The sequence below is a fragment of the Helicobacter sp. T3_23-1056 genome (assembly GCF_053654535.1).
Map to the genome: position 1 here is coordinate 81,172 of NZ_JBSIUU010000010.1, position 14,440 is coordinate 95,611.

Consider the following 14,440-nt stretch of genomic DNA (forward strand, 5'->3'; position numbering starts at 1 on the left):
ATCTATAATACTTTGCCCTCTTGCCCCTTAAAAAGTCGCATTATATTTGGGATATGCGTGTAGAGGATTATTAGCCCGATTAGCACGATTGGCGTGTGGCTGTTGATTTGAGCGGTGATGTCTATGCTGGGGGGGAGCGAAAAAAGTGCTGGAATGATAAAAGTAAGCACCACGCCACTTAGCACGCCTGTGAGGGAGGATAGCGAAGAGACTTTGAAAACCTTGCCGACAACGCCCCACACCACAAGCCCCAATGCCCCCTCAATAGGCATTAGCAAAATCACAGAGCCAATCGCAGTAGATACTCCCTTGCCTCCGTGAAATCCTAAATAAGGGCTATAACAATGCCCAAGCACCGCTAGTATCGCCATAAACCATTGCGCTCCATAAGGCAAGCCAATGATTTTGGCTAGGGCGATGATTAGCGTGCCTTTTATGGCGTCTAGTATGAGCGTGGCTAGGGAGATTAGTTTGGCATTTTTGGGGTCGCGCTCTTTTAGTGCGCGATAGACATTTGTCGCGCCGATAGAGCCTGAGCCTACTTCGCGCAAATTGATTCCATACAAGATTTTGGTAAGCATAACCCCAAATGGTATCCCGCCTATGAGAAATGCGAGCAAGTAAAACCAAAGGTTGATATAGTTGCTAAACAATTCCATTTTGACTCCTTTTTGTTGCGCTATTTTGTGCGTTTTGTTTTTGTGTTTTTTGTAGTTTTTGGTAGCTTATGGTAAGATTTAAAGCCAAAATTTAGAGCCGAGATTTAAAGCCAAAATTTAGAGCTAGGAATACTAACACAAAAAGGATAATTTAGCACAATGCAAAAACAAATACACCAAAATCTAAAACAAGGCAAAATCTACTCCAAAAAGCCCGCATTTATAGCGCGTTTGACTTGCGTTATGGCTTGCGCTTTATTTGTATTTTTAGCCCCGACTTGCACTCACTTGCAAAAACTTGCCCCAATTTGCTTAGAAAAAATTCAAAAAATACTCCAAAAAGCAAAAATCTTATCGTTTTGTCTTATGCCTGCTAATATATTTATGTTTTTTGAAAAATCAATAGAAATGTAAGAAAATTTTAGATTTTTTTTTCTATTTTTTCTAAATTGAACGATTATAATTTTATCGTTTCTATGCCAAAAATGAGAATCTAAAATCTGCTAGATTTTGCTTTTTATTTTGGGTGTTTTTGTGGTGTTTTTGGATTTTGTAGATTTTGCGAATTAGGCTAGATTCTGGCGTATAAAGCGGGATTTGGACTAGATTTTGTCAAATCTAGGTAAAAAAGCAAAATCTAAATCCCCACAAAATCTCCATAAATGACAAGACAAAACATAGCAAAATGGCATAGAAAGACAACAAGGAGTAAGGAGAGTAGATGCGCTATACATTTCTCATCGCAGCGATAATTTTTGTCGGTGGGTTTATCGTGGGAAATGGCGCGTATAGTCTCTATAATGCGGATACTCTAAGCTACCTCTCTAGCGATTCTAGCGCGTGCAATAACTGCCATGTGATGAATGAAGTCTATGCTGATTATCACAAAGCATCTCACCACGAGCTAAATTGTATCGAGTGCCACTTGCCTCATTCATTTGTGCGCAAATGGGCGGCAAAAGCCCAAACAGGCTTAGGACACGCTTATCATTTCACTTTTGATAAGTCTTTGCCACAGCATTTTAGTGCAAATGATGATACAAAAAAATGGGCACAAGAGAATTGTATCCGATGCCACGGAGACTACGCACACAATGCCATAAATCCAACGCTAAATCCATACAGCACAAAAGACGCGCTAAATTGTGTCTCTTGCCACAGCAGTGTGGGGCATTCACGCTAGATTGGCAAATCTAAAAACACCAACCAAACAACAAAGGAGTAGAAAATGAGCAACAACAAAAAATTGTGGGGAATCCTAGCCATAGGCTTAGTGGTAGGATTTATCGTAGCGTTTATCACAGCAGATATAGGCGTAAAAAAAGGCGAGCAAATCGCTCTTGCTTCGGCAAATATGGCGGGGATTAGCGATGAAGACCCTAGATTTACCACTTGGGGCAAGGCTTTCCCAGAGCATCTAGACTCGTATCTAAGCGGTGCAAATGCAGAGCCAAAGCCCACAGATTTTGGTGGCAATCTCTCATACAATAAGCTTGATAGATTCCCGCAATTAGTGAGAATGTGGGCTGGGTATCCATTTTCGGTGGATTTTAATGAGGAGCGACACCACTTCTATATCCAATCAGACCAAATGAAAACCGCTAGAAACAACAAAGATTTGCTAAATGCAGCGGGGCTAAAGGCATTTGGCGGGCAGCCTACTGCGTGTATGAACTGCCATAGCGGCTGGACAAAATGGCTTATCGATAATGTAGCGGGCGGGGATTTTGTGAAGTTTAATAGCGCGAAGTATTGGACTATGATAAAAAATGTCCCCACAATGGATAATCAAGCCCCCGATAGCAAAGAGCACACAGGGCTTCACGGAGGCACACGAATGGGGCTTACTTGTGCTGATTGCCATTCGCCAAATGATATGAGCTTGCGCATCACTCGTCCTGCGCTTATCAATGCGCTTGTGGATAGAGGCTATGAAAAAGACGCAAAAGTCGGCATAAAAGCGACTCGCCAAGAGATGAGGACGCTCGTATGTGCGCAATGCCATGTGGAATACTACTTCAAATCCACAGGCGAAAAAGTCGCCACTATGGGAGAATCTATCGCTAGCAATCCAAATGCAAAATGGCTAGATGGCACGCAAAAGACTTATGAGCAGATTGATTATTGGAGAGATGGCAATAAACCCACAGAAATACAAGTAGATGGGCTTACTTTGGCATTCCCGTGGAGCGAATGGAAAAAAGGCGAGCCATTTAGAATCGAAATGCTTGATGACTACTATGACAAAGTGCGCGATAAATTCCCACAAGATTGGGTGCATAAAGAAACAAAAGCCCCTATGATAAAAATCCAACACCCAGAGACAGAATTTGCAAGCGGTGGAATCCACGCCCAAAATGGCGTATCTTGTGCGGATTGTCATATGCCATATACAAGAAATGGTGCGAAAAAAATCTCAAGCCACGCATTTACTTCGCCACTAAAAGATGTAAATGCTTCATGCAAATCTTGCCACGCACAGCCAGAGGAGTATCTAAAAGCCCAAGTATATAGCATACAAACTTCTATCGCCTCTATGCAAAGAAGCGCAGAATACGCTATCGTAAGCCTTATCGAAGATATAAAAAATGTCCGCGCTAGCTTTGGGAATCTAGCCAAATACCAAACCGATGGCAAGCCTGATGACAAAAAAATCTCTGCCGCGCTAAAAGATGTGCTTGAGCTACATAGAAAATCCCAAATGAGAGCGGATTTTGTCAATGCGGAAAACTCCACAGGATTTCACAACCCTACTGAAGCAGCTCGCATAATGGGGCAATCTATCGCTATGGCAAAAGAAGGGCAAAGCCTGCTTGTAGTCCTAGCCCAAAAAGATGGAATCACCATAACCCCGTCAAATTTAGGATTTAAAGACATACAAAAATACGCCCCGGGATTGTTGCGCTACCCAGCTGATATGGACGGACACAAAAAAGGCGATATTTACTATGATGAGCCAGATGAGAGAGATGTAAATCGCGCGCCTGCTAAAGAGTTGCTAGATTTAGATGAAAATCTAGCCCCTTATAACTACAAAAAAATCATCAAACCTCTAACAAGTGCTAGATAAGCACGCCTAGAGGCTAGCTATGAGAATCCCCTTATCTTTAGGATTGATTTTGGATAGGGGGCAAGTTTTTGGAAATATTGACAAAATCCTTTGTCTTTAATCCACTTAAGATAGGGGGTAAGATTTTGCAGGGCTAAATTTCATTTGCATATCTTTTGTTTGAGATTAAGTTAGATTTAGCCTTTGTAATTATTTTTTTCATTTTTTGTAACCATATCTTGCTTTTCAATCATATCTTGCTTTGTAACCATTCTTGCGTTCATTGCGGATTTATGAAGGCTTTTTGGGCTTTTTTAGGCGTTTTATAAATGTGTTTTTCAGTGCATTTATAAAAAGTCATTTTTTTACACAAACTCCACATACTCCCCATTTTATACTTCAATATTGCGCAGTTATTGTTGTGTTGTCGTTGAGCTATCATTGGTATTGCTATTGTGAAAATCTGCGTTATTTTTACCCCGTCATTGCCACGATTGCGCGATTTTGGTAAAGAGTGCAAAATAGCGCAACCCAAATCCGTCATTGCGAGAATATTAGATTCTATTAGAATCTAATATTCGTGGCAATCCACAAGCACAAATTGCCAAATAACACTCCTTTGTAGTTTTTGGTTATAGATTGCCACGCGTTGCATTAAAAAAGCACGGCTAACAATTACGATTTGCTGTTGGATTTTGGTTTGCCATTTTTGTCATATTGAGCGTAGCGAAATATCTCTTTGTTTTTGTTGAGATACTTCGGCTAAAGCCTAAGTAATGACAAACTTATTTTTGTGGATTGCCACGAATCTGCAATTTTTTACAAAATTGCAGATTCTCGCAATGACGGAAAATGACAAAAAAGTAGAATCGTATTAGATTGCCACGCGCAATAAATTGCGCTCGCAATGACAAACTAACATTGTCATATTGAGGTTTCGCAAGAAACCGAAATATCTCTATTACATTGTGGCTTTAGAGATACTTCGCTTTTTTGTAAAAAATCTTAAGTATGGCAAAAATAGATTGCACGCATTGTATTTTAAAAAGCAATGCTTGCGATGGCAGTAGTGGAACACTAAAAAACCCACCCCCTTAGTCCCCCTCCGCACGGGAGGGGGAAATTATGTCATTGTGAGAATCTGCATTTTTGTCATTGCGAGCGGATTTTATATAATAAACTTGCAATGACAAGACAACATTGATATTTAGTTTTTGAAAAAGTCAAAATATCTAAAAGTCAAAATATTTTTGGTTTTGTGCTAGTCGTTTTTTATCTCTTTGTCATAGTTTATTTCTCTATCACCTATTTTTATCATTCGCTCTCTATTAAGATTATATTGCGGATTAAATGGACTTAGGCTAGGCTTACAATCAGCACAGGAAATATCAAGCAAATCAAACATTGCGTGCATAAAATTATCACTCATAAATGGTAGATTTTGCGCTTGCTTTATGCGATTTATCACATTTGGATACGCACGCTTAAACGCGTCATTTACATAAATCATAAATGGAATCTCTAATACAAAACGCGAGGCTATATTGCCTCCGTGTCCAGCAAAATCGCCTTTATCATATACTTCTTCTCCGTGGTCGCTAAGATAAAAAATAATCACTTCTTCATTTAGATTTTCATCTAGTTTTGTATTCTTGTGTGCGCTAGATTTTTGCCCATCAAATCGCTTAATTATCTCGCTTACTACAAAATCATTATACAAAATCGCGTTTAGATAATTAGCTTTTATCTCTGCTTGACGATTGTTTATTGTTTGGGATTTTTTCTCCCCCGCATAAAACATATCCAATCCATTTATACGCAAATCTTTTGCGCTAAAAAAATCAAACTCATCGCTATAACGCCATTTGTAGATATAATGCGAGCCTTGCAAATGAAAAATGATAAACTCGTTGTTTTGATGTTTGGGCGGATAATTTTGGTTTGGATTATCGCTATGTATAAAATCTGTATGTTGATTTTGTGCCTTTTTTTGTTTCAAATCATCATAGATTTTCAGCAAGACTTCATCTTGCAATGCTCTAGGATTTGACTCCATAAGTCTAGCATAGCGTAGAGTGTCCACGCGTTTTGCAAGTATATCAAAGCTATTGTGTCCGCTTACGGCTTCTTGATTGCTTATCCAATAAGTGTGATAACCTAGCAATTTCATCGCATCGATTAAATTCATTGTTTGATACCATTTGATTTTGCCCTCATTTTCATAGTTGCTAAAACTAAGCACCTTTTTTAGCACCTGTGCTGTATCTGCTGCGGGGGAAATGACATCGCTAAATACAAATAGATTTTGGGATTTGACTAGGGCGTTTAGATTTGGGTTATTTGGCAATGGGTAGCCATATAGATTCATATAATTTCTTTGGGTAGATTCTCCGATGATTAGGACGATTTTTGGGATTTTGCGTTTTTGAGAGATGTAGGTGGTTTTTGTTGGATTTGAGGTTAGATTTTTAGATAGATTTTGTGTGGAGTTTGCATACTCTGTGAAGTCGCCCCCCCCCCCTTTAAGCGCAAGCATAGAATCTAGCTTTTTATCCAATGCTCTAAATTCTTTTATGACTTCACTCTCATCATAAAGTCCTGTATAAATCACTTTTGCAAAATGATAAATTTCGCTTTTGTTGCTCATCTGTGTATCCAAAAATCCAAATCCCCCGCCTTTATAGCATTTTATGGCAAATATGCAGACAAACACAACGCTAGCAAGAGCCACAAACGCGCTAACTGGTTTTGGTGGCATCATCGTGTATTTGGATTTTGCGCAAACTATGCTTAACGCGATAAAAATAAGCAATAAAACAATACTTTTAGCATTTGCATAAAACAAGCTAAACTCACCACTTTCACGCAGATTGGTAGCCAAAAATATTTCAAAAGAAGCGAGGTTTAGCGTGGAGTTAAAATTGATAAACAAAAATACATTTATCGCCCCCACGACAAAACTAAGCCCAAAAAGCACATTTAGCATAAAATCTAGCGCGTTTTGTGGCAATTTATACAAGATTTTGTGCGTGGTGTTTTGTGCGATTTTTGCGGATAGTTTTTGCGTGCAAAAACACAGCACAAAAAGTAGCCAAAAATCAAATAAAAAACTTTTTGCAAAATGTATTAGAAATTCCCAAAGATTTAGAAACCTCACAAGCGCGTAAAATACGCTATTTATTATGACGATGTATAAAAATTTTAGGTTGAGAAAAGATGGGATAAAATCTGCATTGTGAGAAAATTTGGTAGTTTGTGGATTGTTAGACATTTATTTCCTTTGGATTTTTTTGTGTTTAGCCAAAAATTGATGCAAAATTATACACAACTTTATTGCATTATAAAAGAAAATGATACAATAACAATTTGCAGATGATTTATGGGTGTTAGCACTTGGTTTTGGTATGTGGCTAGATTTTGTGGAATCCAAATTGCTAGCCTAGATTCACAATTTACGCAAAATCTAGCTAAACCAAAAAGGAGCGTATATGACTTTTATTGATAGTATTTTTGCCGAAGAGGTGCTTGACTCAAGGGGAAATCCCACGGTTAGAGCTACTGTCGCGCTAAGCGATGGCACGATGGATAGCGCGATAGTCCCAAGCGGGGCTAGCACGGGCAAAAGAGAGGCGTTAGAATTGCGCGATGGGGACAAATCGCGCTATTTAGGCAAAGGCGTGCTAAAAGCGTGCGAAAATATCGAGGCGATTATTTCAGACGCGCTTGTGGGGGTTAGCCCTTATGACCAAAGCTTCATTGATAGCACGCTAAAAGAGATTGATGGGACAAATAACTACGCAAATATCGGTGCAAACGCTACTCTAGGCGTATCTATGGCGGTGGCAAGAGCTGCGGCAAAAAGTCTCAAAATCCCGCTATATCGCTACTTAGGCGGGGCAAATGCCATCACACTTCCCGTGCCTATGCTAAATATCATAAATGGCGGTAGCCACGCGGATAACACGGTGGATTTTCAAGAATATATGATAATGCCTCTGGGGTTTGAGAGCTTTGAAGAGGGTTTGAGGGCAAGTGCGGAAATCTATCAGCACCTAAAAGCGATTTTGAAAAACAAAAAACATATCACAAGTATCGGCGATGAGGGAGGATTCGCGCCCAATCTAAAAAACAATGCCGAGCCTATCGAAGTGATATTGCAAGCCATAGAAAAAGCGGGCTACAAGCCAAAAGAGCAAGTGTCAATCGCCCTAGATGTCGCTAGTAGCGAGCTAGTCGATGAAAAGGGAATCTATCATTTGGAGGGAGAGGGCAGGAAGCTAGATTCTGCGGGAATGGTGGAGTATTATGAAAATCTATGCGCGAAATATCCTATCGTATCGATTGAAGATGGGCTAAGCGAAGATGACTGGGAGGGGTGGAAACTGCTAACCAAAAAGCTAGGCAACAAAGTGCAACTTGTGGGCGATGATTTGTTTGTAACCAATGCGGAGATTTTGGCACACGGCATAAAGCAAAAAGTCGGCAATGCGATTTTGATAAAGCCAAACCAAATCGGCACAGTAAGCGAGACTATGCAAACCGTGCGACTAGCCCAAAGAAATGGCTATAAGTGCATAATGAGCCATAGAAGTGGGGAGAGTGAGGATAGCTTCATCGCGGATTTTGCCGTAGCCCTAAACACAGGGGAAATCAAGACAGGCAGCACCGCAAGAAGCGAGCGAATGGCAAAGTATAATCGCTTGCTTAGCATTCATCACGAGCTAGCAAAGCCACATTATCTAGGCAAAGAGCTATTTGGCTAGAATCTGTGATGAAGCGTTTGGGGATTTTAAGATTTTGGGATTTTAAGATTTTAGATTTTGCGTAGCTAGCGGGGGTTGTATATGGCAAATATGACGCTAAATGCGATAAAAACGCTAAATGCCACAAATGCACCAAACAAGCCAAAAATAGTAAAATCTAAAATACCTAAACTCTAAACGCATAAATACAACAAAGACACGGGGATAAAAATGGCAAGATTTTTTAGGATACTAAGTATGCAAAATCTATGGTATGGGCTATATGCGCATAGAATATACGCATTTTTTTTGCTATTTTTAGCGGGGGCTAGCGTGTATGTTTCGTTTCTTGCGTGGGGGGAGCATTCTTTAGAAGTGTTGCTAAAAAATAGGGAGCAAAAACATATCTTGCAACAAGAAGTCGATACCCTCCAAGCCCAAAATGCGCAACTACAAAAAGTGCTATTTGAACTCAAAGGATTAGAGCCGTGAATACTTGTTTGAAATTTTTGTGTGTGTTTTTGGCGTTTGTGGTGTTAGATTTTGCAAATGCTAGAGAAAATCCATTTGAGCCGATGAGTCGCCCGCAAGAAGACACTTTCAAATCCCCAAATGCCAAAAATTATTTTAAAGAGAGGGATATAAAGCTCCCTAGCACCGCTAGAATCCTAAAAAGCGTAACCATAACTTACCAAAATATCGATGGTAGCACGGAGAGTAAGAGTATCGATATTGATGAGGGGATTGATTGGCATTTTCCTATTTTGCTAAGCCAGAAAAAAGCGTTTTTAAACGAAAAAGTCCAGCATTACACCATTGTGCCATTTGACTTTTTTACCCAAAGAAATCGATTTTATCTCTTTAGTAGCAACAATATTATCCGCTCTTTTGTGCTTCCCTCGCCATATCGCATCGTCATCGACATAGACAAACAAGAGCAATACGGCTTGCAAAAACAGCCAAAATCTAGCAATGGTTTTATCCCGCTAAATGTCAAATATTTTAAAAAAGCAGCCCTAGATGTGCATAAGGATTTCTACCGCTTCACTATCACGCTAGATGGGCAATACACCTACCATATCCAAAAAGAAGTGGATTATTATGTCATTTCGGTGGAGTAGATTTTGGCGATAACACCCAAAAACATTGTCCTTATCGGCTTTATGGGCAGTGGCAAAAGTAGCGTAGCAAAGCATTTGGGGCGAAATCTAGGGCGATTTGTGCTAGATAGCGATGAGATGATAGAAAAGATTTTGGGGGTTAGCATAGCGGAGTTTTTTGAAAAAAAGGGCGAGGAAGCGTTTCGCGCTAAAGAAGCGCGATTTATCGCGTGGGCAAAAAAAAGCGTGCAAGATGCCATTATCTCCACAGGTGGCGGAATGCCGATTTTTCATAATGTCAGGCAAATGGGCTTTGTAGTGTATCTAAATAGCGATTTTGATTCTATCGTGGGGAGATTAGATGGTGCTAAAATCGCAAAACGCCCGCTTTTTAGGGATTTAGACAAAGCTAGAGAGCTATTTGAAGTGCGCAGGGAAATCTATGCAAAAAACGCGGATTTGGAGGTAGATGCAAACCGCTCCATAGAATCTATCGCCCTAGAAATCATCAATCACTTAGATACAAAGCGATGATTTATAAGCGTGGATATTTGGGCTATATTTTTTGTGGGGTTATGCTGTGGGTTGTGAGATTTTGCGTGGGAGGGGATTATAAAATGTGTCGCAATGGCATTTATGTCAAGTAGCGACATTTATGCCATTGCTTCGCCCCGCAACTTTGGCAAGTGCAAGGCATAGCTAATGAATGCAAAAAGCATTTGGGTTTGTTTGGGTTAGAATTTGTAATAATAACCTGCTGTGATGATAAGTTGTCGCATCTCTTGCGTATTTGTGCTCAATGCGGTAGGCGTTGTTAGATAGTCAATCGCAATGGTTGGCAAGCGGAAAGCTAGGCTTGCGTTGTGATGTCTGCCTACATAGAGTTCTAGCCCTACATTTATAGGTAGCACAAATCCTCTTGGTCCTTGCCTAGTAGTGATAGTGCCTGCGTCATTTGTTTGGGTATTGTTACGCGCATAAGAATCCGCATAGCCTGCGCCAAGCCCTATAAATCCACCGATTGCGCTATTATTGCCGATATTTGCAAATTTAAACACCGCTTCAATATTTGCTGCGACTTGATGATAAGAGCTAAGTGTAGCAGTTGATTCAACACGTTGTATTGGGCTATTTGCAGTATTTACTAGTTGCCCTGTGGTTGCATTTATTGTTCTTTCGTCTCTATCGGTTTTGCTATATGTGTAGTTATACACATAGTGATAAGTGGCATAGCCTCTTAATCCTGCCCAACGATTGAAAAAATGCGTATAGCCAAACTTTAGCCCCACAGCACCTAGTGGAAACGCATCGTTTTTTGTAGTTGTAGTGGTGATTGTAGTATTGTTAGTATTTGGCGCACGCACAATATTTGTTGTCTTGCCCAATTCTGCGCTCACACCTGCTTCCACACCAAAAAACAAGCCATTATGCTTGTTTCCACCTATTTTTGTCTCCCCCCCCCCCCTCAATATCAGCGTGTAGAGGGCTAAATGCGATAGAAGCGATTCCTACTAGAGAGAGGAAGCGCAAGCCTTTTGCTTTTTTGCTAAGTCCTGCAAATGGACTTAGAGAATCTTTTGTAAGATTGCTCATATTTTTCCTTTTTTGCGCTATGCGCGGTTTTATTTTGCTTTGCTTTTTGATTGCACAAGCAAGGGCTAGATTTTACTTAAGCAATGTTAATGATTATAAAAGTTTTTTCGTATGAGATGATTTATGGGGGATTTTGATATATGTTTGAAATGATTGTGATTTTGCGTGGTGGTGTGGGTTTTTATTACAAATCTTTGAGAAATCTTAGAGTGTATAAAATCTAGCTTTGATTTGCGTGATGATTTTGTTTATTTCTTGCAAAATGTGCGTGTCATTTGGGACAAAAAAGCGATGATTATTTTGCCTTGCAAAGCCATTTTTTCTAAATCCCAAAAATATATCTAACGCCTCATTTACGCTTTTTGCGTGGCGCATTAGGGCATTATCTAGCAAGTATTTGTCGTGGTAGAGCAAGAGGGAGCGAGTCGATAAAGTAGGGATACCTAAAAAGCTAGATTCTAGATTCATCGTCCCGCCACCGCCAAGTAGCATATCAATGTGTGGATAAAACTCACGCACAAAAAGAGGCTTTTTTGCTATGCGGACACAGCGATACGCGCCAAACTCTGCTTGCAAATATGCTTTTTCATAGCGAGGCATAATCATAATATTTGCTAGATTTTCCCTAGCAAGCGCGTGCAAAATCTCATAAAAAAGCGGATATTTTGCTCTCACATAGTGCGCTTTGTATTCTTCCTCTCTAGCGAGAATCAAAGGCTTTTTTTCACTCAAATCCTCAAATCCTAGTCGCGCTAACAATGCTTTTTTGGAATTTGCTTGTGATTTTGGGCAAGATTTTGGGGTAGATTCTGCTTGTGATTTTGCGCAAGAGTCTGCGCTAGATTTTGTATTAGTTTTTTGGCTAGATTTTGCGACATTTTGCCCCCAAATCTCACTATGCAAATCCTCTAGCCACAACGCCACATCGATGAAATTATATGCGATTAGGTTTTGGCGAGGGATACCAAAAAACCTATACACCTGCTCTGATAGGACAAAAGGATAAAAAATCACGCTAGATAATGGAAGGGTTAGGCGCGATAGTAGGGTGATATTGCCCTCCCCGCCCTCAAAGCTAGCCATAGGCGTATCGCTAAAATGCACCACAGGAATCCCTAGCCCAAAAGCCACTTGCGCCCCCTCCGCGCTAGCACCTGTGAGAAATACACGCGGTTTGCCTACGCGAGCAAAAAGCGCGACAAACTCTTTTTGCCGTTTGATTCTAGCCAAAAATTTGCCCTCCAAAGTGTCGCCTCCATAGCCCTCATTTCCGCCTATGCAGATTGCTTCTACGCCAAATTTTTCAAGCAAATCAGCACATTCTGTATAGCCTGCACTTTTGCGCGTGGTGATGATGATAGAATCTAGCTTGCGCAAATGTGGTAAAAGAGCGTGAAAAAACAGCGCGTATTTGGGGTCTGTGATGTCTATCCATAGCATTTTGAGCCTTTTGGTTTGGGGATTTTATAGGGGATTTAAGTCGATTTAAGCGGATTTGATTATATCGCAAAATCGTTTTGTGGCTACAAATCTATGATCGGCAGCGAGTTTTGCGCAAGGATTTTGCATAAAAATGATTTAAGCATAAATCGACATAAAATCTATTGTGATTATGCCTTGCTATGAGAGAGGGGGTTTTTGGATAGGGGATTTTGGTGCTAGAGGTGTTTTTTGGTTTGAAGCAAAATGGATTTTGTTATGACAAAAATTAGGTTTTTGTTATGATAGGCTTTGTTATGATAAAAATGACAAACCAAAATCCAATGACATAATTTCCCCCTCCCGTGCGGAGGGGGACTAAGGGGGTGGGTTCTTTGATATTTCACTGCCGTCATTGCGAGAATCGCGCTAGCGATTCGTGGCAATCTATCTTTGTCATATTGAGCGTTAGCGAAATATCTCTAAATCCACGATTTAATAGAGATATTTCGTTTTCTTGCGAAACCTCAATATGACAATGTTAGTTCGTCATTGCGAGCGAGCGCGTAAGCGCGAGCGTGGCAATCTATGACTAAAAAATGCAAAAGAGCGTTGTTTGGCAATTTGTGATTGTGGATTGCCACGATTTTGCTAGCGCAAAATCTCGCAATGACAGAAATGCAGATTCTCACAATGATAAAACGGCACAAAAAAGCCAAGCAAAATCTAACGATTGTCTAAAGAAACTAAGCCTTGTTTGTTTTTCTCGCAATGACAAAATGTGTGGATTGCCACGCAAATGCTAGCGCATTTGCTCGCAATGACGGAATGTGTGGATTGCTGATTTTGCAATGCTTTTCAAGTTGTAGATTCTAGTAATGACAAAGTGATTTTCCCCCTCCCGTGCGGAGGGGGACTAAGGGGGTGGGTAAATCCCAAAAAATAGTTATTGTGAGCAAAACACAAGACTTGCGTGGCAATCTATTTTTGTCATACTTAAGATTTTTTACAAAAAAGCGAAGTATCTCTAAATCCACAATGCAATAGAGATATTTCGCTACGCTCAATATGACAATGTTAGTTCGTCATTGCGAGAATCGCGCTAGCGATTCGTGGCAATCTATGACTAAAAAACGACAAAAGAGCGTTATTTGGTAATTTGTGATTGTGGATTGCCACGCAAATGCTAACGCATTTGCTCGCAATGACACCCACCCCCTAGCCCCCTCCGCAAGGGAGGGGGGAAAAGAGGCAAACTCACTGCAAGGGAGGATTTATAGATTGCCACGCGGATTTTACAAAATCCGCTCGCAATGACGAAAATGCAGATTCTCACAATAACACAAAAACAACATAGACAAAATGACGCTAAACCAAAAAACTAAACAAAACACAACTAAATAAAGCTAGACTATGCTACGCAAAACAAAATCAAAATACACAAAACAAAGTTAAACAACTTGCAATAAAGACAACAAAAAACGCGCTATACAATTAAACTAAAAAACAAAACCGCGTTTAACAAAGCAAAATCAAAGTCAAAATTTACTACAAAACAAAAAACAACACAAAAAGACACGAAACTTAACAAAACCAAACCAAACAACACTACAATGATACAAAGTAGTGGATTGCCACGATTTTGCTAGCGCAAAATCTCGCAATGACACCCACCCCCTAGCCCCCTCCGCAAGGGAGGGGGGAAAAGAGGCAAACTCACTGCAAGGGAGGATTTATAGATTGCCACGCGGATTTTACAAAATCCGCTCGCAATGACATTAAACAACATAGACAAATTACACTAAACTAAACAAAACTAAACTACATAGAATCAAACAAACTAAACTAAACTACACCACAAACAAAACAAACAAAACA

The 14,440-nt window shown here is 40.1% G+C and carries 19 protein-coding genes; 12 read left to right on the forward strand and 7 right to left on the reverse strand.

Annotated features, from left to right (window positions below; genetic code table 11):
* Positions 1 to 2: 2 nt before the first annotated feature.
* Entirely contained in the window at positions 3 to 659 is a 657-nt protein-coding gene (gene plsY, locus ACWIUO_RS06890; RefSeq protein ID WP_454177169.1) for a glycerol-3-phosphate 1-O-acyltransferase PlsY, read from the reverse strand.
* Positions 660 to 818: 159 nt separating this feature from the next.
* On the opposite strand from plsY, the gene ACWIUO_RS06895 reads away from it, so the two are divergent.
* The 3 genes from ACWIUO_RS06895 (at position 819) to ACWIUO_RS06905 (ending at position 3,729) form a co-directional block, all read left to right on the forward strand.
* The gene (locus ACWIUO_RS06895) at positions 819 to 1,073 is read left to right on the forward strand and encodes a hypothetical protein (RefSeq protein ID WP_454177170.1); all 255 of its coding nucleotides are present in this window, start codon (positions 819 to 821) and stop codon (positions 1,071 to 1,073) included.
* Positions 1,074 to 1,380: 307 nt separating this feature from the next.
* Positions 1,381 to 1,842: a cytochrome c nitrite reductase small subunit gene (gene nrfH / locus ACWIUO_RS06900; RefSeq protein ID WP_454173496.1), complete on the forward strand. Its 462-nt coding sequence runs from the start codon at positions 1,381 to 1,383 to the stop codon at positions 1,840 to 1,842.
* Between the two features lie 45 nt (positions 1,843 to 1,887).
* A complete protein-coding gene (locus ACWIUO_RS06905) occupies positions 1,888 to 3,729 on the forward strand; it encodes an ammonia-forming cytochrome c nitrite reductase subunit c552 (RefSeq protein ID WP_454177171.1) in 1,842 nt (613 codons plus the stop codon).
* Between the two features lie 1,240 nt (positions 3,730 to 4,969).
* Here ACWIUO_RS06905 and ACWIUO_RS06910 read toward each other — a convergent pair.
* Positions 4,970 to 6,979, reverse strand: a complete 2,010-nt coding sequence (locus tag ACWIUO_RS06910) for a phosphoethanolamine transferase (protein WP_454177172.1) — start codon at positions 6,977 to 6,979, stop codon at positions 4,970 to 4,972.
* Positions 6,980 to 7,087: 108 nt separating this feature from the next.
* Between ACWIUO_RS06910 and ACWIUO_RS06915 the strand changes: the two genes are divergently transcribed.
* The 5 genes from ACWIUO_RS06915 (at position 7,088) to ACWIUO_RS06935 (ending at position 10,084) form a co-directional block, all read left to right on the forward strand.
* On the forward strand, positions 7,088 to 7,210 hold the full coding sequence (locus ACWIUO_RS06915) for a hypothetical protein (protein WP_454177173.1): 123 nt from the start codon (positions 7,088 to 7,090) through the stop codon (positions 7,208 to 7,210).
* A complete protein-coding gene (eno, locus tag ACWIUO_RS06920; protein WP_454177174.1) occupies positions 7,197 to 8,471 on the forward strand; it encodes a phosphopyruvate hydratase in 1,275 nt (424 codons plus the stop codon). Before ACWIUO_RS06915 ends, eno begins: the two co-directional genes overlap by 14 nt.
* 210 nt (positions 8,472 to 8,681) lie before the next feature.
* Positions 8,682 to 8,942 (forward strand): hypothetical protein, encoded by a 261-nt coding sequence (locus ACWIUO_RS06925; RefSeq protein ID WP_454177175.1) that lies wholly within the window; start codon positions 8,682 to 8,684, stop codon positions 8,940 to 8,942.
* Entirely contained in the window at positions 8,939 to 9,571 is a 633-nt protein-coding gene (locus ACWIUO_RS06930) for an AMIN domain-containing protein (RefSeq protein WP_454177176.1), read from the forward strand. The genes ACWIUO_RS06925 and ACWIUO_RS06930 overlap by 4 nt, the downstream gene beginning before the upstream one ends.
* 3 nt (positions 9,572 to 9,574) lie before the next feature.
* Complete coding sequence (locus ACWIUO_RS06935; protein ID WP_454177177.1) at positions 9,575 to 10,084, forward strand: shikimate kinase; 510 nt, start codon at positions 9,575 to 9,577, stop codon at positions 10,082 to 10,084.
* Here the strand turns inward: ACWIUO_RS06935 and ACWIUO_RS06940 are convergent.
* The 5 genes from ACWIUO_RS06940 to ACWIUO_RS06960 form a co-directional block, all read right to left on the reverse strand.
* A complete protein-coding gene (locus tag ACWIUO_RS06940; protein ID WP_454177178.1) occupies positions 10,063 to 10,203 on the reverse strand; it encodes a hypothetical protein in 141 nt (46 codons plus the stop codon). The two genes, ACWIUO_RS06935 and ACWIUO_RS06940, sit on opposite strands and share 22 nt — an antisense overlap.
* An 81-nt stretch (positions 10,204 to 10,284) precedes the next feature.
* A complete protein-coding gene (locus ACWIUO_RS06945; protein WP_454177179.1) occupies positions 10,285 to 10,971 on the reverse strand; it encodes an outer membrane beta-barrel protein in 687 nt (228 codons plus the stop codon).
* A 4-nt stretch (positions 10,972 to 10,975) separates the two neighbouring features.
* A complete protein-coding gene (locus tag ACWIUO_RS06950) occupies positions 10,976 to 11,143 on the reverse strand; it encodes a hypothetical protein (protein ID WP_454177180.1) in 168 nt (55 codons plus the stop codon).
* A 204-nt stretch (positions 11,144 to 11,347) separates the two neighbouring features.
* Complete coding sequence (locus ACWIUO_RS06955; protein WP_454177181.1) at positions 11,348 to 12,583, reverse strand: DUF354 domain-containing protein; 1,236 nt, start codon at positions 12,581 to 12,583, stop codon at positions 11,348 to 11,350.
* A 218-nt stretch (positions 12,584 to 12,801) separates the two neighbouring features.
* Positions 12,802 to 12,969 (reverse strand): hypothetical protein, encoded by a 168-nt coding sequence (locus ACWIUO_RS06960; protein WP_454177182.1) that lies wholly within the window; start codon positions 12,967 to 12,969, stop codon positions 12,802 to 12,804.
* Between ACWIUO_RS06960 and ACWIUO_RS06965 the strand changes: the two genes are divergently transcribed.
* The 4 genes from ACWIUO_RS06965 (at position 12,958) to ACWIUO_RS06980 (ending at position 14,338) form a co-directional block, all read left to right on the forward strand.
* A complete protein-coding gene (locus ACWIUO_RS06965; RefSeq protein WP_454177183.1) occupies positions 12,958 to 13,098 on the forward strand; it encodes a hypothetical protein in 141 nt (46 codons plus the stop codon). The two genes, ACWIUO_RS06960 and ACWIUO_RS06965, sit on opposite strands and share 12 nt — an antisense overlap.
* A 63-nt stretch (positions 13,099 to 13,161) precedes the next feature.
* Entirely contained in the window at positions 13,162 to 13,368 is a 207-nt protein-coding gene (locus ACWIUO_RS06970; protein WP_454177184.1) for a hypothetical protein, read from the forward strand.
* 355 nt (positions 13,369 to 13,723) lie between these two features.
* The gene (locus ACWIUO_RS06975; RefSeq protein WP_454177185.1) at positions 13,724 to 13,879 is read left to right on the forward strand and encodes a hypothetical protein; all 156 of its coding nucleotides are present in this window, start codon (positions 13,724 to 13,726) and stop codon (positions 13,877 to 13,879) included.
* A 309-nt stretch (positions 13,880 to 14,188) separates the two neighbouring features.
* A complete protein-coding gene (locus ACWIUO_RS06980) occupies positions 14,189 to 14,338 on the forward strand; it encodes a hypothetical protein (protein WP_454177186.1) in 150 nt (49 codons plus the stop codon).
* The last annotated feature ends 102 nt before the right edge of the window (positions 14,339 to 14,440 follow it).